This is a genomic window from Pseudomonas sp. UF-293, assembly GCF_058245595.1.
The window spans coordinates 53,081-75,723 of sequence record NZ_JBSICA010000003.1 but is presented as its reverse complement, the minus strand read 5'-3'; the positions used below and the strand labels follow the sequence as shown (position 1 = coordinate 75,723).

The 22,643-nt window shown below is 62.7% G+C and carries 13 protein-coding genes; 9 read left to right on the top strand and 4 right to left on the bottom strand.

Translation table 11 applies throughout. From position 1 onward, the window contains the following. Positions 1–15: 15 nt before the first annotated feature. From AC4IHP_RS05065 to AC4IHP_RS05055, 3 genes are all read right to left on the bottom strand, one after another. Positions 16–1,026: a GlxA family transcriptional regulator gene (locus tag AC4IHP_RS05065; RefSeq protein WP_490831030.1), complete on the bottom strand. Its 1,011-nt coding sequence runs from the start codon at positions 1,024–1,026 to the stop codon at positions 16–18. A 115-nt stretch (positions 1,027–1,141) separates the two neighbouring features. Continuing rightward, positions 1,142–2,302 carry a radical SAM protein gene (locus AC4IHP_RS05060; protein WP_490831029.1) on the bottom strand — a complete coding sequence of 387 codons (1,161 nt, stop codon included), beginning with the start codon at positions 2,300–2,302 and terminating at the stop codon, positions 1,142–1,144. Positions 2,303–2,420: 118 nt separating this feature from the next. After that, positions 2,421–3,314, bottom strand: a complete 894-nt coding sequence (locus tag AC4IHP_RS05055) for a LysR family transcriptional regulator (RefSeq protein WP_460119563.1) — start codon at positions 3,312–3,314, stop codon at positions 2,421–2,423. A 115-nt stretch (positions 3,315–3,429) separates the two neighbouring features. Here AC4IHP_RS05055 and AC4IHP_RS05050 point away from each other — a divergent pair, with 115 nt between their 5' ends. The 9 genes from AC4IHP_RS05050 (at position 3,430) to AC4IHP_RS05010 (ending at position 10,096) form a co-directional block, all read left to right on the top strand. Then, positions 3,430–3,828, top strand: a complete 399-nt coding sequence (locus AC4IHP_RS05050) for a RidA family protein (protein WP_490831028.1) — start codon at positions 3,430–3,432, stop codon at positions 3,826–3,828. Between the two features lie 157 nt (positions 3,829–3,985). Further along, positions 3,986–4,849 carry a putative selenate ABC transporter substrate-binding protein gene (locus AC4IHP_RS05045; protein ID WP_490831027.1) on the top strand — a complete coding sequence of 288 codons (864 nt, stop codon included), beginning with the start codon at positions 3,986–3,988 and terminating at the stop codon, positions 4,847–4,849. Then, positions 4,846–5,643, top strand: a complete 798-nt coding sequence (locus AC4IHP_RS05040; protein ID WP_460119569.1) for a phosphonate ABC transporter ATP-binding protein — start codon at positions 4,846–4,848, stop codon at positions 5,641–5,643. Before AC4IHP_RS05045 ends, AC4IHP_RS05040 begins: the two co-directional genes overlap by 4 nt. Further along, the gene (locus tag AC4IHP_RS05035; protein ID WP_460119571.1) at positions 5,637–6,464 is read left to right on the top strand and encodes a PhnE/PtxC family ABC transporter permease; all 828 of its coding nucleotides are present in this window, start codon (positions 5,637–5,639) and stop codon (positions 6,462–6,464) included. The genes AC4IHP_RS05040 and AC4IHP_RS05035 overlap by 7 nt, the downstream gene beginning before the upstream one ends. Then, positions 6,461–7,228 (top strand): phosphonate ABC transporter, permease protein PhnE, encoded by a 768-nt coding sequence (phnE, locus tag AC4IHP_RS05030; RefSeq protein WP_460119573.1) that lies wholly within the window; start codon positions 6,461–6,463, stop codon positions 7,226–7,228. The genes AC4IHP_RS05035 and phnE overlap by 4 nt, the downstream gene beginning before the upstream one ends. 178 nt (positions 7,229–7,406) lie before the next feature. Continuing rightward, entirely contained in the window at positions 7,407–9,086 is a 1,680-nt protein-coding gene (locus tag AC4IHP_RS05025) for an MFS transporter (RefSeq protein WP_490831026.1), read from the top strand. A 107-nt stretch (positions 9,087–9,193) separates the two neighbouring features. Then, positions 9,194–9,412 (top strand): hypothetical protein, encoded by a 219-nt coding sequence (locus AC4IHP_RS05020; RefSeq protein ID WP_490831025.1) that lies wholly within the window; start codon positions 9,194–9,196, stop codon positions 9,410–9,412. 230 nt (positions 9,413–9,642) lie between these two features. Further along, positions 9,643–9,837: a type II toxin-antitoxin system RelB family antitoxin gene (gene relB, locus AC4IHP_RS05015; RefSeq protein WP_490831024.1), complete on the top strand. Its 195-nt coding sequence runs from the start codon at positions 9,643–9,645 to the stop codon at positions 9,835–9,837. 46 nt (positions 9,838–9,883) lie between these two features. After that, positions 9,884–10,096: a type II toxin-antitoxin system RelE/ParE family toxin gene (locus AC4IHP_RS05010; protein ID WP_460119579.1), complete on the top strand. Its 213-nt coding sequence runs from the start codon at positions 9,884–9,886 to the stop codon at positions 10,094–10,096. A gap of 55 nt (positions 10,097–10,151) precedes the next feature. On the opposite strand, the gene AC4IHP_RS05005 is transcribed toward AC4IHP_RS05010, so the two are convergent. Further along, positions 10,152–22,637 (bottom strand): filamentous hemagglutinin family protein, encoded by a 12,486-nt coding sequence (locus AC4IHP_RS05005; RefSeq protein WP_490831023.1) that lies wholly within the window; start codon positions 22,635–22,637, stop codon positions 10,152–10,154. Positions 22,638–22,643: the final 6 nt, after the last annotated feature.

Genomic DNA, 22,643 nt, shown 5'->3' with positions numbered 1-22,643 from the left:
ATTAAAACGGCTGGTCTATTTGACCAGCCGTTTTTCCTTCGAAGGCCGATAACCGAAGTACGAGCTGTAGCACTTGCTGAAATGGCTCGGTGAGACAAAGCCGCAAGCCACCAACACCTCCACCTGCGACAGCTCGGTATGTTGCAGCAGGCGTCGCGCCTCGGTAATGCGCAGTTCCAGGTAATAGCGCTGCGGCGTGGTGCCCAGTTGCTCCTTGAACAAGCGCTCGAGCTGGCGCCGTGAACGGCCGGCGTAGACCGCCAGTTGCTCCAGCTCCAGTGGTTCTTCGAGGTTGGCGTCCATCAGCTTGATCACTTCACGCAACGGCGCACTGACGCAGATGTTTTCATCCGGTTTGATGCGCCGGTAGCGCGATTCCTCGAACGCCAGAATGTCCTCGACACCCTCGACCAGCGCTTTGCCGTGCAAACTTTTGATCCAGTCCAGCGCCATGTGGAAAGCCCCCGACGGGCTCGACGCGGTGAGGCGGTCGCAGTCGATCACATAGGGTTCGCTGCTGACGTGGGTGCTCTTGGCGATCTCGGTCAGTGCCGGGCGATGTTCCGGGTGAATCGAACAGCGATAGCCGTCGAGCAAACCGGCGCGGCCGAGAAACCACGAACCGTTCCACAATCCGGCAAGACTTACGCCCTGCTCCGCCGCCAGTTTGAGCAAATGCACAAACCCATCGCTCGCTCGCAACTCGGTGCGATAACCGCCGCACACCACCAGCAGATCCAATTGCTCGAGCGCTGCTGAGTCCAGGCGCGCATCGGGGCGGATCACCAACCCCAGATCACTGATAACCTCGCCCTCACCCAGCCCGAAGGTGCGCGAGGTAAACAGCCCCGGGCGCAACAGATTAGTGGTCACCACGGCGTCCAGCGTCTGCGTAAAGGCCGGCAGCGAAAAGTGTTCGAGCAGCAGAAAACCTGTGCGCGTCAACCGCGCGTCATCGCTTTGCTCATTCAGATAGCGGAGGTTTTTCCCCTTCATGCCTCCGCTGAATTGGCGTCGTTCGGTCAAGTTTCAATCCATCGGTCACATTGTTGTGCGCCGATAGTTGGCTGGAACCGATAAAGAGTCAATCACGTCATCGGGCCACACCTTCAAACAACCCATGGCCGTCGTCCCGGATCTATCAAACGGCAGTGTTCAACCCCGCCCCGAGCCGACCTTCGAGACGCCCAAACAGTACGTAGTGTTGATAGCCACTGGAGAAGGCGCCTGTGGCGATTGCAGTCTTTACGTCGGCGTTGAGTCGCAGATATTGCGCCTCATCGAAATGCTCGGCGCTGACTTCACCTGTTCGCCCCAGACGTTCGCTTTCGATCGGCTGTTCGAGGATCGTGCGTCGTTGAAAGTCGATGATGCGATTGACGGCATGACTTTCCAGCGGCCCCTTGTTGGGCGATGCAGAGTAGATGTGCAGACCGTTCTTCGCGCAGCGGTTGCACAAGTCCACGCAGTTCTTTTGCGTGGATTTGCGACTCATCAATTCCTGCACCGGCATGTCCAGATACTTGCCGACGCTGTATTCCGCCTGATTGAAAATCGTGCAGCACAGTACGGTATTGCCATTGCAATCGAGTACCAGCCAATCATCTTTCAGAGTGCACGCCTGTTTGGGGTATTGCTTGACCAGATTGACCAGGTCTTCATACGGTGGCAACGCCAGGCGCTTGAGGGTTTCGCGGTCCGAGTCGGTGACCGAGGCATCGTCTTCGATGATGGCGAAGGTTTTTTCCAGCGGCATCATCACCGAGTAGCCGGTGGAGAAATTGAAACCCAGGCTCTCGCTGAACTCGCGCATCAATCCCTCTTCTTCGAGGTTATCCAGGTAGCGGTGGTAATACACTTCGATGAGCGTATTCAGCCCATGGCGCTGCTTGAGATCATGCAGTTTGATCATGTTCTGCTTGACCACTTCGATGTCGCCACCGACATGCCCCTGGCGATAGGTGTCCTGATGGAAACCGGACAGCGAAACACGGAAGAACCAGGGATTGGCGAGCATCGCGGCTTCAATGTTCTTGGCCAGGTTCAGGTTGGAGCTGATGCCGCTTTGCAAGCCTGCAGCGTTGATGATTTCGACGAACTCACCGATGCGCGGGTGAATCAACGGCTCGGTCCAGTTGTACAAAAAGATCGCCTTGACCCCTTCACGCCGTGCCTTATCGACAATCTGTGTGAACATATCGAGCTGCATGGCTTTCTTGAAGTTGGCATTTTCCGAATTACCCATCGGGCATGACGGGCAGCTCAGATTGCAGGCGCCGACGATATCGATATACATATTCATTACGCGCATAGCTCCTTGGGTCGAACGTGCGCATCTCACCATTGGCACGTTCGGGTCGCCGGGTTGGTTGTTTTTCTGGCGACCTGCACTCCCGTGAAGCAATAAGCACACCAGCCCCCTACGCCATTAACGCCACAATCCAGTCGATAAACACCCGCAACTTCACGCTGACATGCCGGTTCGGCGGATACGCGACATAAAGCGGCATGCTTTCCAGGCGCCAGCCTTCAAACAATTGCACCAACTCGCCCCGCTCCACGTGCGCGTCAGACATATACGTCGGCAGCCACAGCACCCCCATCCCGGCCAGCCCCGCCGCCAGATAGGCATTGCCGTCATCCACCGCCAGCACATGCTGGCCCTTGATCTGCAGGCGCTCGGTGCCGTTGTGCAACGTGTAGGGAAGCGGTTTACCAGTGCGAGCCCAGAGGAAAGCGACGACGCGGTGATGGGAGTCTTGCAGTTCCAGCGGGTGTTCAGGCGTGCCTTCGCGAGCCAGATAAGCCGGCGCGGCAAAAACACCCAATGGCAGATCGGCAAGCTTGCGCGCCATCAGCGATTGATCGAGCAGCTCACCACCGCGCACCACGCAATCGACGTTCTCATCGATGATGTCGACGATGCGGTCGCTGACGCCCATGTCGATCTGGATGTCCGGGTAGCGCGCGTGAAACTCCGGCAACGCCGGCACCAGAATGTGCCGCGCGAACGGGCTTGGCACGTCGATGCGCAGGCGCCCGCGTGGCCGTGCGGCGGCGCCAGGCAGGCTGGTTTCGGCGTCGTCCATGTCAGCCAGCAGCTTGACCACCCTTTCGTAATACGCTGCGCCATCGGCGGTGACATTGACCTTGCGCGTAGTGCGGTTGAGCAGCTTGACCCGCAGCCGCGCCTCCAGTTGCTGCACCAGTTGCGTCACCGTGGTCTTGCTCATGTGCAAGGTTTCGGCAGCCTTGGTGAAACTCCCCGCCTCGACCACCCGGGCAAAGGCCTGCATCGCATCGAACCGGTCCATCCGCGCCCCTCGATTGTTTGGGATTTGCAAACAGTGAACGCCAAGCTTGCGCGTTTATCCGCGCACTGCAAATACCTAAAGTCGTTTCCATCAACCCACTGATGGAGTCAGCCCCATGTCCAAGCGCGATGTAGTTTTCCCACCCGCCCGCCATGCCTTGTATGAGCGTCACCGTTACTCTCCGGCGATTCGCTCCAACGGTTTCCTGTTTGTCTCCGGACAAGTCGGCAGCCGTGAGGATGGCTCGCCCGAGGCCGATCTGCGCGATCAGGTGCGCACCGCCTTCCACAACCTCAACGCGATCCTCGCTGCGGCCGGTTGCAGCTTCGATGATGCGGTGGATATCACCGTGTTCATGGTCGATCCGCACTCGACGTTCGAAACAATCTGGAATGTGGTGCCTGAGTTTTGGGGCGAAGCACCGTTCCCGACGGTTACCGCTGTCGGCGTGACCTGGCTGGCGGGTTTCGATTTCGAGATCAAGGTGATTGCCAGACTGCCCGAAGCGGCTTGAACGCAACCGCACACAAACAGACACAACGCGCCGGCACGGAGGCTGGCCAATCTCCTCGCGAATGCGTATAACCTCGCCGTTTCGTCTACCCTGACGTGGCGCGCCATTGACTACCGGCGGCCCTTCGAATGTTGACGCTTACGAAACGGAGAATTCTATGTTCAAGCGTACCCTCGCCCTCACCGCCGGTCTGGCGCTGTCCTTTTCTGCTTTGATGGCCCAAGCCGCTGACGTGTTGCGGGTCAGCGCGATTCCCGATGAAGCCCCGACCGAGCTGCTGCGCAAGTTCGAACCGCTGGGTGCCTATCTTGAGCAGCAGTTGGGCATGAAGGTGCAGTTCGTCCCCGTCGCCGACTACCCGGCCGTGGTTGAAGCCTTGGCCACCGATCGCCTCGACATGGCCTGGCTCGGCGGTTTCACTTTTGTGCAGGCACGTTTGAAGACCGACGCCACCACCCCAGTGATCCCACTGGTGCAGCGCGAGCAGGATGCGCAGTTCACCAGCAAATTCATCACCGCCGACCCGAACGTGAAGAGCCTCGCCGACCTGAAGGGCAAGACCTTCGCCTTCGGTTCGGTGTCGTCCACCTCGGGCAGCCTGATGCCGCGTTACTTCATGCTGAAGAACGACGGCATCAAGCCTGAAGGCTATTTCAGCCGCGTCGCCTACTCCGGCGCGCACGACGCCACCGTTGCCTGGGTGCAGGCGGGCAAGGTCGATGCCGGTGTGTTGAACGCCAGCGTCTGGCAGAAACTGGTCGACGCCGGCAAGGTCGACACCAGCAAAGTCAAAGTCTTCGCCACCACCCCGACCTACTTCGATTACAACTGGACCGTGCGCGGCACCCTTGATCCGAAGCTGGCCGCGAAGATCAAGAAAGCTTTCCTCGACCTCGACCCGGCCAACCCTGAACAGAAGAAGATCCTTGATCTGCAGGCCGCCAGTCGCTTCATCGACACCAAGCCTGAAAACTACAAGGGCATTGAGGAAGCCGCCCGCGCCGCCGAATTGTTGAAATGACCCTACGCCTCACCCAGGGCAGCCTGCGCCACGCCAATGGCGTCGATGCCCTTCGCCATATCGACGTGCAGATTGGTGCCGGCGAACAGGTCGCAATCATCGGTCCGTCCGGCGCCGGCAAATCGAGCCTGCTCAATCTGCTGGCCACCGCGCTCAAGCCCAGCAGTGGCGACATCGAAGTGCTCGGCGAACGCGCCTGGCACTTGTCGGCGCGCCAGCGTCAATGCCTGCGCGCGCGTATCGGTCTGGTGCATCAGGCGCCGCCGATTCCGCCGCGTCAGCGGGTGATCACCGCAGTGCTGGCTGGCAAGCTCGGCCAGTGGAGTCTGGGCAAAAGTCTGCTGAACCTGCTGCATCCGCTGGATGTGGCGGGCGCGCGCGCGGCGTTGGCGCGACTGGATCTGAGCGACAAATTGTTCGCCCATTGCCAGCAGCTGTCCGGCGGGCAATTGCAGCGCGTCGGCATTGCGCGGGTGCTGTATCAGGCGCCGGAAATACTGCTTGCCGACGAACCTGTCTCGGCCATGGACCCGGTGCTTGCCGGCCATACGCTGTCGATCCTTTCGCGCCACGCCCGCGAGCACAACGTCACGCTGGTGGCGAGCCTGCACGCAGTGGATCTGGCGCTGGAACACTTTCCACGGATCATCGGCTTGCGCGACGGGCAGATTCTTTTCGATTGCCCTTCTGCTGAAGTCAGCCGCGACAAGCTCGATGCGCTGTACGCCAATGAACAACTGCAATCGCCAGCGCCGGCGGTTGCGCCTTTGATTGTGCAGATTCCGCGATGCTGAAAGCCGATTCACGGGACCCGGCGGCGGCGCCGCGATTGTTGCTGACGCTGCTGGCGCTGGCTTTGCTGTGGCCGGGGATTCAGCTCAGTGAGCTGGACCTGGGCGTGTTTTTTCAGGCCGATAGCCAGAACGAAATGGGCCGTTTTGTTTCGGCATTCTGGCCACCGGCGCACGATCAGGCATTCCTGCAACTGCTGCTCAAAGCCACCCTGCAAACTTTGGCGATTGCCACGGCCGGCATGGCTTTGGCCTTGCTGCTGGCGGTGCCGGCGAGCCTGATCGCCAGTCGTGCTTTGTCGCTCTCGGCGGCGTCACGGGGCGGCGTGCCGAGCCTGCCCGGACGTTTGCTGCGCTGGCCGGTGCGCGGCTTGCTGATCTTTCTGCGCAGCGTGCCGGAGATCGTTTGGGCACTGTTGTTTGTCCGCGCGGTCGGCCTCGGCCCGGCGGCTGGCGTGTTGGCCATCGCCATTACCTACAGCGGCATGCTCGGCAAGGTCTACGCAGAAATTTTCGAATCCACCGACCAGCGCCCGGCGCATGCACTCTTGCAGGCCGGCAGCGGTCGGTTGGCGGCGTTTGCCTACGGCACGCTGCCGAATGTCGCCGCCGAACTGCTCTCCTACACGGTGTATCGCTGGGAGTGCGCGATCCGTGCCTCGGTGGTGATGGGCTTTGTCGGTGCCGGTGGGCTGGGGCAACAGATCGACCTGTCGATCCGCATGTTCGCCGGCGGTGAAGTCGCCAGCATGTTGCTGACGTTCCTGCTGCTGGTGCTGTGCGCCGATCAGTTCAGCCGATTGCTGCGCTGGAGGCTGACATGAGGCGCCTGATCAATCTGCTGTTGCTTGCTGTCATTGCGCTCTCGGTAGTCGCGTCTTTCGCCTATCTGGAATTGGATCTCGCCGAACTCGGCAGCGCCAACAGCCTCAAGCAAATGGGCAGTTATGTGCAGCGTTTTCTCAGTCCCGATTTGAGCGCCGGGTATCTGAAAGCCATCGCTCACGGTTCACTGGAAACCCTGGCCATGTCGGCCCTCGGCACCCTGCTCGCGGCACTGTTCGGCATTGTGCTGGCGCTACCCGCTGCCGGACGTTTCGGCTGGCCGCTGCAAAGCGCAGCGCGTCTGCTGCTCAACGGCTTACGGGCGATTCCAGAGCTAGTTTGGGCCGCGCTGATGGTGCTTGCCGCCGGTCTCGGACCGAACGCCGGCACCCTCGCCCTTGCCCTGCACACCACCGGGGTGCTCGGTCGGCTATTTGCCGAAGCATTGGAAAACACTCCGCCACAACCGGCCGAGGCGATCCGTTTGCAGGGCGGCAATCCGATCCTCGCTTTCTGCTACGGCACCCTGCCTAACCTCGCCCCGCAACTGCTCGCCTACTGCCTGTATCGCTGGGAAAACAACATCCGCATGGCCAGCGTGCTGGGTTTTGTCGGCGCCGGCGGCCTGGGGCAGATGCTCTACGTCAGCCTGAGCCTGTTCCAGGAAGCCCAGGCGAGCACGGTGATTCTGGCGATGCTGTTGCTGGTGTTTCTGGTCGACTGGTTGAGCGCCTGGAGCCGGCAGCGTTGGGTCAAAGCGTAGGCCGAGTGGATATCTGGCAAAAGCTGATTATGCTTCAGGAAACCTTGCAGCCCTGCGAGGCGGTCAGACTGTGCAAGCTTCACGCTAGAGCAACGGCGGCAGATGCCAACGGGCCAGAGTGCGACAGGCAGTAACGGGGGACTCCGGCCTACAACAATAAGCACGACGGAGAACACCCATGGCCACAATCGACACAGCATCCACCGGCACACCGCCCCGCAGCGGCGGCATCACCAAGGAGGAGCGCAAGGTCATCTTCGCTTCCTCGCTGGGCACGGTTTTCGAGTGGTACGACTTTTACCTCTACGGTTCGCTGGCGGCGATCATCGCCAAGCACTTCTTTGCTGGCGTCAACGAAACCACCGCGTTCATCTTTGCCCTGCTCGCCTTTGCCGCCGGGTTTGCGGTGCGGCCGTTCGGCGCCATCGTCTTCGGACGTTTGGGAGACATGATCGGGCGCAAACACACGTTTCTGATCACCATCGTGATCATGGGCGTGTCCACGGCAATCGTCGGGCTGCTGCCCGGATACGCGACCATCGGCGTCGCCGCCCCGGTGATTCTGATCACCCTGCGTCTGCTCCAGGGTCTGGCGCTGGGCGGTGAATACGGCGGCGCGGCAACCTACGTTGCCGAGCACGCGCCACGTCATCGCCGTGGCTTTTTCACTTCGTGGATTCAAACCACTGCCACCCTCGGTCTGTTCATGTCGTTGCTGGTGATTCTCGCCTGCCGCACGGCACTGGGCACCGAAGCGTTCGAGGCGTGGGGCTGGCGGATTCCGTTTCTGCTGTCGATCATTCTGCTGGCCGTGTCGGTGTACATCCGCCTGCAACTGAGCGAGTCGCCGGTATTCCAGAAAATGAAGGACGAAGGCAAGGCTTCGAAAGCACCGCTGACCGAATCCTTCGCACGCTGGGACAACCTCAAAGTGGTGATCATGTCGCTGCTCGGCGGCACCGCCGGGCAAGCGGTGGTCTGGTACACCGGGCAGTTCTACGCGTTGTTTTTCCTGCTGCAGACGCTGAAGATCGACCCGCAGACCGCGAACCTGCTGATCGCCGGCTCGCTGCTGATCGGCACGCCGTTTTTCGTGATTTTCGGCAGCCTGTCCGATCGCATCGGGCGCAAGCCGATCATCATGGCCGGGTGCATTCTCGCGGCGCTGACCTACTTTCCGATCTTTACTGCGCTGACCCAGTACGGCAACCCGGACGTGTTCGTCGCCCAGGAGAAAAATCCGGTCAAGGTGATCGCCAGTCCCGAGCAGTGCTCGTTCCAGTTCGATCCGGTGGGCAAGGCCAAATTCACCAGCTCCTGCGACCTGGCCAAGACGCTGCTGGCGAAACGGGCGATTCCGTACGAGAACGTCGCCGCTGAACCGAACACAGTCGCGCAGGTGCGCATCGGTGACCGCGTTGTCGAGAGCTTCGAAGGCAGCGCCCTCCCCGCCGCCGACTTCAAGGCCCGCAACGACGCCTTCACCGCCAACCTCGGCGCAGCGCTGAAAGACGCCGGTTACCCGGAAAAAGCCGACCCGGCGAAAATCAATTATCCGATGATGCTGCTCCTGCTGACCGTGCTGGTGATCTACGTGACCATGGTCTACGGCCCGATAGCCGCGTGGCTGGTCGAACTGTTCCCGACGCGTATCCGCTACACCTCGATGTCGCTGCCCTACCACATCGGCAACGGCTGGTTCGGTGGCTTCCTGCCGACCGTGGCGTTCGCCATGGTCGCGGCCACCGGCGATATCTACTACGGGCTGTGGTACCCGATCGTCATTGCAGTGGCGACTGCGATACTCGGCACCTTCTTCCTCCCGGAAACCAAGGACCGCGACATTCTCAAGGACTGAAACAACCGCTGTGCCCTCTCCTGCGGGAGAGGGCCTCGCCGCTGAAAAATTTCGAACGTCTGCCGCCGCGCTGTCTCCAATGTGTACACCCACAGGAGGCCAGCGCCATGAACCCCAACGACGACAAAACCCCCAACGCCCCGCCCACCGATGCCAGCGGCAAACCGGTGAACGTGGTCGAGCGCGACTTGCAGGATCGCGACGGCAAGACCGAAGGCGTAGACAAAGTCATCACGCCTTCTTCCACTCGGGTCAAAGAGCAGGAAGCGGAAGATCTTCAGCGCAAAGTCGATGAGATCGAGCGCAAGGTGGCGGACGGCAACTGAGTGCGGCGTGGCTGTGGCCGCTGCTTTGCGCGGCGGCTGTCAGCCCGATGACCAAAAGCTGATTTCCTGCAGAATTGAACTACACAGCTGATCGACTTCACGTGCATCACAGGCGAAGCGTCTGACAGATTTGCATCGTCTGTTTGGGGATGATGTCTCCCTCGTCCCGCCAGTGACGACAACGAGCCCACATCCCCTTAGACTGCTTCACATTGATCATGGAGGTCATGATGAGCGCTGAACTTTCACTTATCGTTTCAGACTTCGAAACCGAAGAAGAGGCTGCGGAATATGACCTTTGGTATCGCGCCAAGGTACAAGCCGCACTCGATGATCCACGCCCGCCTGTTCCCCACGATGAGGCAATGGTGCTGCTAGGTCAGATGCTGGAAGAGAGACGCAAGAATCGACGCGCTGCCGGTTAGCTGGAGTAAACCGGCTCTTGGAGATCTGGCTGACATCATCGAATATTTGGAACAACGCAACACTGTCGCTTCAGTTGCACTGCACCAAAAGCTCAGCGCCGCAGCGCGAAGGCTTTCCTGGATACCGCATGGTTTCCGCTCCGGCCGAATACCGGGCACTCGCGAAATGGTCATCAACTCGAATTATTTACTGGTCTATCGGGTGACAGACCACATCAAAATTCTGACCGTGTTGCACGCCCGTAAAAAATATCCATAACCACTCATAAAAAAGGCGGCCAACCGGCCGCCCAAACGTACTGCACGAGAGTTCTTTACAGCGTCAGCTGCCCACGCTCCTCCTCGGTCAGCTGCTGCTTCGCCTGTTCATCCAGCGCCCCGGCGCCCAGCACCTGCACCGGGCTGTCCGGGTTATAACCGGTCGCTGGCGCACGACTGGCACCATCACGCGACGGTGCCAGTTGCTCATTGCCGAAGCTGAGCACCTGCACGGTGAACACCGAGGCCTGGTTCTGCCGCGCGGCTGCCTGTTGCTGACGGGCGACGTCTTCTGCCGCTTGGGTGGCTGAGGATGCTGCCGAGCTCGCCGAGGTAATTGCGCCGGTATTCACTGCCGAGACCACCGGCACGCCGGTCGCTTTGCCCTGCACCGAAATGTTCGCGGCGTTGACCACCGTCAGCGCGGCGATGTTGACGTTGCCCGACACGCGAATCCCCGCTTCGCCAGCGTCGATGGTGCCCAGTGGTGCGATCAGGTCGATGTTGCCCGGCGCTACTTCGGCGATTGGGTTGAGCGTGGCGATACCGGCGCCGGTGCTCGGCACCGACGGAGACAGCGTGACGTTGCCCCAGGTGTCGTACACGCGTTTTGGCGGTGTGTAGACCACGGTGGTTTTCGAGCCGCGACCGGCGTTGATGTCGCCCTCGGCCGACCAGCCGAGAATCGAGCCACCGAACGTGGTCATGATCCGGCTCTGGCCGAGCAGAATGCTGCCCTGCGAGTACAGCTGAATGTCGCCCGAACCCTGAGTGATGATCCCCGCCGTGGATGGCGGCGCCGCGCCTTCGATGCCGAACACTTGGCCGCCACCCGGCGTGAGCATCTGGATATCGCCGCCAAAAAGGGTCTTGACCCCTGCTCCGCCGTACATCGTGATGTCGCCGTCGTAGCGAATCGGATTACCGGCCACATCAGTCATCGGGAACAGCGCCGCAATGGCGTTGCGACCGCGCAGGTAACTGCCAGTGCGCGGGCCGTCGGCGTCGGTGTATTCCAGGCCACCGGCGCGCAGTTCGGCGAAGTACACCTGACGGGCGAAGATCGCCTGTGCGGTACTCGGCAGTGCGGCGAAGAAGGCTTGCGCCTGTTCGAGGCTACCCTTGAAGCCGTAACCCAAGATCAGCCAACTCTGCAGTTCTTCGACGTAGGTCTTGACCACTTTGCCCGGTTGCGCACTCAGGGCCAAAGCCGAATCCGCGACGTTCTGCGGGGTCAGATAACGCGCGATGAAGCGCGAGTAATCCGGCCCCTGCGCCCCCGCGCCTGCTTGCAGCACAACACTGGCGCCCGGTCGGTTATCGCCTGCGGCAATCGGCCCGAGGCTGGTCACACTGGCGCGGTCCTCCATGAGAATGTTGCGCCCGGCATTGATGTCCAGCAGGCCGGGACCGGCGATGTCAAAGCTGCTGTAAAGAATGTCCCGCCCCGCTGAGACACGTGACACATCCCGGGGATCGTTATGGATGAACAAATTACCGGTAGACGTCGCCGCATTGGCGCCGCTGCCAATGTCATCGGCCACGGTCGATGGCTGGCCGAGGAAAGTGCCGGAGGCGACAATGTCGCGCCCTGCCAGCATCCACACAGGGCCAGCGGCTTCGTACCAGGTCTGGTTCGACGGTGAAAAGCTCAGCGTCTCGCCACTGCGAACACCGACCAGATCACCACTCAAGGCATAGAAACGCGCCGGCGCCTGCACTGTGCTGGAGGAGGAATACGTGTCTGCACCGAAGGCAAACAGCGAGTAACGCAGATTTTTATTGGCCTGCGTGCCATCGCTGCTGTAGTTGCTCACAAGTGGCCTGCCGGAGGTACTGCTGGCAAAACCGTTGAAGGCTGGAGCAAACGGTGTAGCAATGGCCGACAAGCTCGCCCCGGACTGATTGATGGCATAGCCGCCGGCGTAGATCGAGTCACCGGCCAGCAGCTCCAGCTGCCCTCGGTTGGACGGCGCCAACAGCAGCGAATATGCGAGCAACGGATAGGCGCTCGCCTGATTGTAGGCAGCGGCCGGGCCGGCATAGATCGAACCCTGTGCCGCGACTGCGCGCAGGATCGACGGATAGACAAAGCGGCCATCCGTCGGCGCCGTGTTGCTGCCGGTGACCAATTGGCCGTTGTAGAACTCGGCCATCTGGGTGCTCGGCGCGAGATTGCCGCCAGCGGAAAACAGCTCGATGGCGGTGTGATCGGTCCACAGCGAGAAACTGCTCAAGCCGCCGCCGGCATGCTCGACGCCGTCACGATCGGTGAACGGCGTGGAGGTCTGCAAGCGCACCCGACCTGGATCCGCCGCGCCACCCAGCACCAGATCGCCGCGTGTGCTCAAACGCATCCCCGAATCGCCGGGGATCAGCGCCAGGCCTCCGCCGGCATTGCCAACTGTTGCCGTGAACGGATCGTAGGCGCGTACTTCGCGCGGGTCCTGCAGGGCGGCTGACGCGCCGTACTGCAAGTTGATGCCGCCCAGCGCGGCACTGTTCATCTCGGCCGCACCGCGCAGGTTGATCAATGCGCCTTGCAGGTCATGGCGCGGTACCGAAATGCCGTTCTGCCCTGCCCGAGCCTGCAACGATGGGTTGAGCGTACCGCCGATGCGAATGTCCATGTCGCCGCCGCCGGTCAGTTGCAGGCTGCCGTCGCTGGCGACTCGCCCGGTACTGCCCACCGCAACGATCAAGCCCTGACTGCGCGGATTGAACTGCGTGTCGCCGAGCGTCTTGAGCATGCCCGCATCGCCACCGGCGCGCAGGCTGATATTGCCGCCACCCAGCGTGCCAAATCCGGTGAAGCCCACCAGATAAGGCCCGGTATCGACACTTTGATCCGGCAGCGGTTGGGTCGCATAGCTGCCGAAGTTGATCCACCACGCGGTGGGCACGTCACCGTTGCCACTGCCCTGGCGCCACAGCCAGTTGCCCACCGAGACACTGGCGACCTGTTCGCGAAGGTCGGCTTGCGAGTTGACGGCGCGACGGCCAACGGTATCGCCGGAAAGCGAACCGCCGGCATGGACAGTGAGATTGCCGCCAAGCGTCGGATACCAGGCCTGGTACAGACTCTCGGCACCGCCATCCACCCACTTTTCATAGTCGGCGCCGCCGCTGCCCAATACGCTGCCGTTGTCGGTCAGGCGGCCGCGCGGCTGATTGAAACGCGGATCGACATCGCTGGCCTGGGTGCCGGCGGTGTACACACCGAACGGCGAGTCCATGCTCAGATTGCCGGCCGCCAGCAGATCGAGATCGCCAGTGCCGGTGCGCAGCACGCTGAACATCTGCGTGTGCGGAGAAACCGTGATGCCGCCCTTGTTTGGCGCGCAGGACGCAGGATCGGCGTCGCACCAGAACATCTCGTCGTCGGTGACCGGTGTACCCGCCGGCATGCCGGCGATGTTGTCCGGGGCCCAGAGGAACTTGGCCGGTGCGATACAAGCACCCTGCAGGATATCGCACAGATACAGGTCGTCGGCGCTGACCACATCGCCCGCCGGGTAACCCATGGGGTTGCCCTCAGCCCAGACGGTATCGAGTTTTTTCTCGACCACTTTCAAACCGTAATGGGTGTCGGCCAGACGCAGATCGCCCTCGCGGGTCAACGGTTTCACCGTGCGGGTATCGGCCGCCGCCAGATCGGCGCCGGCCACCATACGCATCGACCACGAGGCACTGCCCGATGGCAACAGGCTCGCCACCGCCCAGTTGCTGCCCTGCTGGGTGGCGTTACTGTAACCACGCAGCTCGATAAACGCAGTGCCGTCAGCCAGGACCACGTCGGTCATCGACGGAATCAGTGAGCCGCGCAACAGCGCCAGTGCGCCGCTCAACTTGACGCCGACGGTGGTGTTGTCGGCACCCAGCGCGCCGGGCAGTGGCACACCTTTGGGCCAGAGCATCGCTTGCAGCGCCGCGGCGTTGCTCAAGCGAGTGCCGGCGCCCAGGCGGCTGCCGGCGGGCAGGCTGATGCTGTCGCGCAGCAAGGTGCCGGCGGCGTACAACAAATTGCCCGACGCATCGTGGATCGCACCCGCCAGCACAGTTCCGGCGCTGATTGTGTAAGCCTCGGCCAGCGTGCCGTCAGTGGGCAGCACTGTGCCGCTGGTTAACGTGCCGGCCTGAATCGGCAGGTCGTAGTTCAGTGTCGTGCCCGAGGGAAATTGCGTACCTTCGGCCAGGGTCACGCCGTTGCCGGGCACGATCAGGTCGCCGCCAAACGGCTGTACCCCCGGCAGCAGTTTCCAACCGGCGTCATCAACCGTTTCCGGCGGCGGCGCGAAACCGTCGTTGAGACTGCCGTAGATATCGAGATTGCCACCGGCGCGCATGACCAGACTGCCGGATTCGCCGGAGCCGTAAGCCGCCGTCTTCTGCGTGTGCGGATTGAGGCTCGCATAGCGATAACGTGACAGGTCGATATCACCCTCAACCAGCAGATCGCCATCGCTGCGCTTGCTGACGATCTCGACCCCCGGACGCAGATGGAACGCATCGGCATACGTGGAATTGTTCAGGCCGGCAAGTTTGCGTTGCAGCAGATCGGTGTTGGCCAGCGCGGCATCAACAAAACTTGTGCTGTCGACATCGATGCGATCGAACAGTGCCTGATCGATCACTTGATACGGCCGGCCACTGGCGGCCGGATCAACGCCGTCGCGGGCATCGCTGTAGCGGCGCACACCGTTGAGACCGATGGAGCGTGCGCCTTGCACGGTCAACGTACCGCTGGCGTCGATGGCGATGTCGTTGCTGCCCAGACGCGGCGCATTGAGCTCAAGCGTGCCGCGCGGCAGACCATCGTTCTGCCCTGGCAGATTGCCGACCGGCGCATCGGTGCCGTGGCGCAGATCGATACGGGCACCGGAGGCGAGAATCAACGTGCCGTCACCGGCATTGAGTTCGACCATGGCGCGGTTCGGTGCGTCGATGATCTTGCCGTAACTGTCGACCCGCAGCACCCGGCCGTGAGCATCGAGCAGCGCATTGCCGGCCACTGTCAGACCGTTTTTCGCCGACAGACGAATGTTGCCGACCCGCTCGCCACTGGCGTCAATCACGCCGGCCACGGTGAGGTTGCCATTGTCCACCGAGACATTGACCTCACCAGCCCTGAGTCCATCGCCAATCAGCAGATCACCTTGCTTGAGCTGGAAGCTGCGGCTGCCGAACACTTTGCCGGCGTTCAAGCGCTGGTTAAGCGCGGCGAATTGCTCGCTCAGCTCGCCGCCCAGGCTTTGCGCCCGGATATCCACGCCGCCGGCCCTGTACGGCACCAGCGTGCCGCCGGCGTCGTAATAACCGCCGCTGGCGCCAAGGATCTCGCCTTGCAGGTCGACTACCCCGGCGTCGGCCGCCAGCGCCACTGCGCTGAGGCTGCCCGCCTGATGGTTCTGCGCCGAGAGATCGATTCGCGAGCCGGCGGCCTGGCGAATATTGCCGTTATGGCTGAACAACGCCACATCACCGCCCCAGCTGTATTTGTTGACATCGTTGAAGACCAACGTGCGACCAGCCAGATCGAGCCCTGCGTTGTGGGTCAGCGTCAGGTCGTCCTCTGCCTTGACTGTCAATTTGCCGCTGGCCAAAGCGATGCGCCCATCGATCACGACATTGCGCGCCGCGAGCGTCAGCTCGGCGCCCAGCGCATCGGCCGATGCCTGGCCGCCGCTACCGGTCAGGATCAGATCGTTACCGGCCCTGAAAGCGTTGACCGAAGCCGCTTCGCCCGTGAGCAAAGGCGTGCGCAGGGTCAGATTGCCGCCGCTGTAGGCGTAGCCGTTGACCGGGTCGTAGGCGCCCTGTTGCTGATACACCGCGAGGCTGCCCTTATGGTTGGCGGTGATGCGCTCGCTGGCGCTCAGGTTGACGTTGGCAAACCCCAGCGCGAGACGATCGTTCTGATCCAGGCCGCTGGCTTGCGGGTTCGGGCCGTAACCGAATTCGATGCGCTGCGCCTGAATGTCCAGTGTGCCTGCCCCGGTGCCAGCCCCCATGCTGACGACACTGCCGGGGCGCTGCGGGGCGCCGTTCCAGGTGAGTCTGGCAGTACGGAGGGTGGCCACGTCAGCGGCCTGGCCCTGACCGTAAATGGCCGGCGTGGTCAGAATCAGATTCTGCAATCGGCTCTGGCCGGTCTGCCGGTCGAGCGTATCGAGGGACAGACTGCCGAAGAAATTGAAAGCGTCGCGGGCGGTCAGGCTCAGGGTTTCCAGTGCGGGAGCACCGTACTGCGTGTCGCCCTGCAGCAGCCGGTCAAGCACGTTCTGGCTGAGGGTCAGCCCCGCCGGGACGCGCTCGCCCGCTGCGGCCAGCGCTTGGGCACTGCCGGCATTCACATTGCCCACGGCCAGAGTCAGATGGCGGGTGCCGAAGCGTACCGACTCGCCGAGTTCGAACTGTTTGTCAGTGGCGGCGGTGATGCTACCGGCCGAGTACAGCACCGCCGGCGCCTTGCACACCTGCGCAAGGCAAGTGCCGATGCGAATGGTGCCGGCCGCCGTGCTGTCGTTCACCTCCGGCGCAAGGACGTTGGTCCAGCCGTTGGATGCGAGCAACAGGCTCGCCGCGCCCGGCTGATAGATATAGCCGGCCGAAGAGTCGTACGACACCTCACCACGGCCGAGCGTGTTGATCCCGGCGCCGGCTTCCACCGTGATGCCACCGCGCGCTGTGTTGGTTCGCAAGACCACCTCGGGGGCCGACAGAATCGCCCCTTCGCGCAAGGTGATGGCCGACATGGCGCCCTCGAACGAGATGATATTGCCAGCCGTGGCGTACTGCACGGTTGGCTGTGCACCGAGGGTCAAGCGCCCGGCGTTGAGTCTGTTCAGAGTCTCGGCATACAACGACACGCCGCCGAAACCGGCGCTGCGCTGTTGTCCGGCACCCAGCACTTCAATCTCGTCCGCGCCGCCGCGTACCACCGCGCCGCCGGTCATGCCGCCTGCGGTCGGCTTGAACAGGACCTGGCCATTGAAATCCACGGCACTGTCGCGCTCGCTGCCCTGAAGCAATAGCAGGTTGAGCGTTTTGCCGTCCATCGGCGCCAGCGCTCGCGGCACGCCACGCCGCGCGGCGTCACTGCGCACGAAGTCGGTGAAGCTGGTTTCGTTGTACTGCGAATAGCGGCGCAGCACGTTGGCCGAAGTGATGATGAGCTGGCTGGCGATACTGTCGCGCACGCCGGTGTTGGCAATCGACATCTGCCCGGCACTGCTCCACGAGCCGTTGCGCATTTGCTGCGCGGCGCCCGTGAGACTTTGCGCAACCTGACCATTGACCTCGACCCGAAACGCGCCGGGCAGCAAGGCAAAGGTCGAAGGCAGCAGCGTGTAGGTGCCAGCTGCGAGCCCCGGCACGCCGGCGCCAATCGTCACCTGCTGGCCAATACGCGGGTCGACCGCGCCAGCCTCCCCCAGCATTGGCGCGTAGGCGCTCTGGTTGCCCGGCACGATCGCATAGACCGGGTTGCTGGCCAGCCCCGGCAGACTGAACGTGCCGTCGGCGGCATTGCGCACCAGTGGGTTGAAACGGGCATCGGTGGAACCGCCGCGTCCCGAGACAAACCCGGCGCCGCGCAGATCACCGCCACCGGACAGATCAATAACCGCGCCGTTCTGCACATCGACATATTGCGATTTCAGCGTGACGCCTGCGGACCCACCGGCGATTCCCTGCAACACCACCGATGCGCCGTCATAGCGATAGTCGATGCCATCGGTGGTGCCGCCATAAGGCATGAGCAGACCGGCGCCGCTGACCGATGTGACACTGCCCGGCAGCAGGTTCAGCTCGCGGGTCTTGGTGAAAATATCATCGCCCAGGCTGATCGCGCCAAGTGGTGCGCGCAGCGTGCCGCCCTGCACGATGTGGCCGGCGATCAGCGACAGGCTGCCAAACACCGAGTAAGGCAGCGCGACCGGTGCCGGCCCGTTCTGAGCGACGCGCAGGGTATGCACCGGGTCGTCAGTGCCGTCCTGATAGCCGACGCGCACTTCGGCGGTAACGCCGCTGGCGGGATAGATCTGCGCTGCCGTGAGATTCAAGTCGCCCGCTGTCCACAACTGCGTTTTGCCTTTGTCGGCCGGCGCGAGGAAACGCAGGTCGCCACGGCTGCCCAGCGTCACCTGTTCGAAGCCGCGTCGGCTGACCTCGCTGGCCGGCGTGTTCAACTGCGCGATCGAGCCCTTGGCGCCGAAAGACAGGCTGTTGGCCACATCGAGCAGATCGGCCGACGCTGTGAATTGCGCGGACGACAATGCCGGGGTCGGGCTGTTGAGCACTTGCGGACGAATCGAACCGGGGATGGAAAAATACGTGCCGATGCCGGACAGGCGAATGTACGGCGCCGTCAGATTGATACGTGAGGCGTCCGGCGAATTTTCTGCCAGCGACAACGCGCCGGCATACACATTCAGGCTCTGCTTCATGTGCAGATCGACATCGCCATCGAATGACAACAGGCCGTTGCTGAACAGACTCAGATTGTCGAAACCGCCGGACATCAAGCGGTCGGCGCTCAGACGTGCCTGGCCATAGTGCAAGCCGTCATCGGCAGCGCCTGGCTGCAAATCATTCGGCAGCAACGCGGCCTGCGCTTGTTGACCGATGACGATTTCACGCGGACGGCGCACCGTGTTCTGCGCTGCCGACAGCAGGTACAGCGGTGTATCCAGCGCAATTTCCAACTGCCCGCCTGCAGCTGTTGCACCGCCCGCCGCAGCCTGAAGCTGACCATCGATGTACAGGCCGTTGTAGGAACTCAAACTGATCCGGCCACCGTCGCTGGCGACTCGGGTCGGACCTTGCCCTACGACATCGATCACCGCCTCGGTGCCGCTCGCCTCCAGCCGCGCGCCCTCGCGCACGATGATGTAGGCATCCGCCGCCGTTGCCGTGGCCTGTTGCGCGTTAATCTCGCCGCCGATGACGATGCTGCCGCCCTTGTCGACCTTGCCATAGGTACGCCCCAGCACATCGCTGGCCGTAGCCGATCGGCCGGCAACATCGAGCACGGCGTGTTCACCGATCCAGATCGAGCGATCATGAGCCTGCGGGCCAAGGTTGTCGCCGAAGGTTGCCGGGTTGATCGCGGCAAACTGCTGTTGGCGAATGTCGATGGAGCCGCCCCAGGCATCCAGCTCGCCGTTGACAGTGATTTGCCCGCCGCCGCGCAGGTCGATGCGCTGGCCCGGGTCGACAGTGATCCGCGAGTGCTGGCCCAGCGTCAGGGTGCTGGTGGTCGGGTCGATCAACCCGATCCGGCTCGCGCCGGCCTGCAAAGCAAGACTGGCGCCCGCGCGCTGGGTCAGCACGCCCTTGAGCGGGTCCTGCTGGTACAAGTCCGGGGTCCACAATTGCAGTGCCGCGCGCGGATCGGCACCGCTGGCCTGGCTGACAGCCGCCTCGGCAAAGCGGTACACCGGCATCGTTACATCGATCGCCGCACCGTCGGCAAGGTCCAGCCCCTTCAGGCCGATGACGCTGTAAGCGGCGAAACCTTTGTTGAACAGATTCGAATTCAATTGCAGCGTGTCATCGGCCAGCGCCTGGTCGGTCTGGCCGATCAGCACTTTGCCGGCCTGAATCGTCAAGGTGCCGCCGCCCGTCACGCCATAACCACGAATGTCGCCGTCCAGACGCAGATGCGTGGCGCCCGGCGCGGTGATGGCGTTGGACTCCAGCGTCACATCCCCGCCCTTGCCGCCGCGTGTCTTGCCGTTGACCAACACCGCACCGCCGGAAGACGCGTCGAGCAGGCTGCCACTGCCGATCTCGATATCACCGCTGCTGCGAATTGCGACGCGGCCAGCGTTGACATAGGCCAGGCTGGCGCTGTCATCCGGGTTGGTACGCAGGTTGCTCCACAGCCCGCGGGTGTCGAGGCGCACGCCGTCGCCGAGCGAAACTTGCGTCGGCTTGCCCGCTTGCGCGCTGATCAGCGTGTCGGTGCGAGTGGTCGACAACAGTTGATTGAGCACGTTGCCCAGTTGCAGGCTGCCGCCGCGTGCGCTCAGGTCGGCGTTGACCTGCACATCCGGCGCGTACAGGGTGATGTCGCCACCGGCATCCACGCTGAGTGCATCGTTGACCTCGATGCGGTCTCTCGCAGCAATTTTCACTGCCCCCGGACGCCAACCGTCGAGCTGCGCGGTGTCGAGATACAACTTGCCCTGGCGCGCCTCGGCAACCGCCCCGGCAAGTCCGGTGTCACCGGCATCGACCGGGCGCTCGCCGCCGAGTTGCACCTGATCCAGCAACGGGTTGAGGCTGTACAACAAGCCCCCGGCCGACGCGATATACGCCGGGTCATAACTGCCAACGATCAATTGTCCACGCCGGGCCAGCGCAGTCTGGCTCTGCGCGTAGCCATCGATGACCGCACGCGGCGCCTGGGTCTGGCGCTCGCCCTGATAGACCTCACCGAGCATCTGCCCCTCAAGCACGGCATTACCGGTGGCAATCACCAACTGACCGGCATCGCGGCCCACGGTGTAGCCGGCCTCCCGACGACTGCGCGGCGCGATCAACGGGCTGTAGTAATAGTGGCTTTGGCCCCAGCGTGCGCTGCTGTCCTCGTAGCCTTTGTACAACCCGGTGTAGAGCAGGTCTCCCGGTGCGCGGGACACCTCGTACAACTTGCCGTCCGCGCCGCGCAGCCAGCTCTGGCGAATCTCGCCGCTTTGCACATCGAGCGTGCCGCCCGACAGATTGATCAGCGAACCTTTCTCGGTGACCACATCATTGCCAGCGAAGCTCAGCGTGCCGCCCTGCGCCATCCATTCGCCGATGCCATGACCCTGGGTACCGAGGTAGCCGCCTACCTCGAGCAGTCCGCCCGCCGTGTACCAGCGATCCGTGGCATAACCATTGGTGCCGGCCGGCACATGCACCAGTTCACGCACGTCGACCCAGATATCGTTACTGTTGAGCGCACCTTTTTCGCGATTGACCGACGCATCACGCTGCTCGTTGCCTTGCACGTTGATCTTGATGCTGTTGTTTTCCATCGCGACTTTCACGCCAATGGCCCCCGACACATCGATCATCGCGCCGTCGCGCACCACGCTGCGACGCCCCGCCGTCACCGCGACCTGTCCACCGGTCGCGAGGGTGATCGAACCCTGCTGGAACTCGACGCTGCCGCCACTCTGAATGTCGATGCGCGACTGATCGCTGCGGATTCTGTTGTTGGCGTTGACCCCGGCCAGCGCCGCCTGATGCTGGCTGTCAAGCGCCGTCAGGTCACTGTTGTCGAGCAGAATGGCCGTGGCACTGCCCCGCCCCAGCGTGACACTGCCGGTGCTGTCACTTGCCGGGTTGAGCAAATGCACAGTGCCGCGCGTGGCCACCGAAGTGCTCGCCAGCGCTACGCCGTTTTGCTGCACGTCATGCCCGGTCAGGGTGATGTCGCCGGTTGCTGCCTGAATCAAGCCCTGGTTACTGACTTTGCCGGCGGCGGAATCGGCGTTGAAGCCAGGAACCACCTCGTTACCGAACGTCGTGGAAAAACCGTTGCCCTCGGTACCCGAGCCTTTGCGGATATAAAAACGATCGCCTGCGCCAAGCAGGGTCTGGCCTTTGACGGTGCTGATGCTGCCGTCGTTCTGCACCTCGTTGCCGAGCAGCAAGGCATAGCCGCCGGCATCGGTGGACTTGCCGGGCTTGTGGGTTTCAATCGTGGCGCCGCGCTCCACCAGTACCTTGCCGGCGGCGTCGGTGAAGGTCGGTTGACTGGCGCTGCTGTCGACATACAGCCCACGCTCGCGGAATTGAATGTCGGTGATATCGGCAGCGGCGGCGACCAGATTGCGTACGTTGACCTGGCTGCTGCCGCTGAAGACGATGCCGTTGCGGTTGATCAGCATGACCGTGCCGTCGCCCTTGATCTGGCCCTGAATCTGACTCGGCCGCGCCGTTGGATCGTTGACCCGGTTCAGAACCGCCCAATTCGCCTGCTGGGCAAATTCGACGGTGGTGTTACGGCCGACGTTGAAGGTTTCCCAATTGAGAATCGCCTTGTCCGCCGTCTGCTCGATACGCACCTGGGTCTTGCCATCAGCCTGGGTCTGCTGCGGGCCTTTGGCGTTCTGCCAACCCTGCGTCAGGCTATTGTCGACCTTCAGACCGCCTTCGCCCAGACCGTCCGGGACGAACTGCACCGAGCCCAACGCAGTCGCCCGACCGGCCGCCTGCGCAGCCTGTTGCGCGGCGATCGCAGCCACCGTGTTGTTCAACGTCTGGATCGAGCGTTGCAACTGCTGACTGGCTTTCTGCTGCTGCGCCAGCGGCGGCGCCATGCCCGGCAACCCGCCCGCATTCGGTCGCGCCGCTGCGCTTTGCTGGGCGGCACCCTTGGCGGCAAACCAGCCCGAGCTGAATGCCGTTTGTGCGTGCGCGCTGCCAGCCACCAGACACAACGCCACAGCCTGCGCCAGCGGCTTGAGCAGCCACAGCGCCGGGTCAGCGGTTTCTCGTTGGGACGAGGGGGCGTTGTTACGACGACGGGACGGGCGAGCAAGCATCACGAC

Bases quoted from the DNA above. Each gene is read 5' to 3' on its own strand.
- phnE (WP_460119573.1), top strand. From the start codon at position 6,461: ATGAGGCGCCTGATCAATCTGCTGTTGCTTGCTGTCATTGCGCTCTCG.
- AC4IHP_RS05060 (WP_490831029.1), bottom strand. From the start codon at position 2,302: ATGAATATGTATATCGATATCGTCGGCGCCTGCAATCTGAGCTGCCCG.
- AC4IHP_RS05035 (WP_460119571.1), top strand. From the start codon at position 5,637: ATGCTGAAAGCCGATTCACGGGACCCGGCGGCGGCGCCGCGATTGTTG.
- relB (WP_490831024.1), top strand. From the start codon at position 9,643: ATGAGCGCTGAACTTTCACTTATCGTTTCAGACTTCGAAACCGAAGAA.
- AC4IHP_RS05055 (WP_460119563.1), bottom strand. From the start codon at position 3,314: ATGGACCGGTTCGATGCGATGCAGGCCTTTGCCCGGGTGGTCGAGGCG.
- AC4IHP_RS05005 (WP_490831023.1), bottom strand. From the start codon at position 22,637: ATGCTTGCTCGCCCGTCCCGTCGTCGTAACAACGCCCCCTCGTCCCAA.
- AC4IHP_RS05045 (WP_490831027.1), top strand. From the start codon at position 3,986: ATGTTCAAGCGTACCCTCGCCCTCACCGCCGGTCTGGCGCTGTCCTTT.
- AC4IHP_RS05025 (WP_490831026.1), top strand. From the start codon at position 7,407: ATGGCCACAATCGACACAGCATCCACCGGCACACCGCCCCGCAGCGGC.
- AC4IHP_RS05020 (WP_490831025.1), top strand. From the start codon at position 9,194: ATGAACCCCAACGACGACAAAACCCCCAACGCCCCGCCCACCGATGCC.
- AC4IHP_RS05050 (WP_490831028.1), top strand. From the start codon at position 3,430: ATGTCCAAGCGCGATGTAGTTTTCCCACCCGCCCGCCATGCCTTGTAT.
- AC4IHP_RS05040 (WP_460119569.1), top strand. From the start codon at position 4,846: ATGACCCTACGCCTCACCCAGGGCAGCCTGCGCCACGCCAATGGCGTC.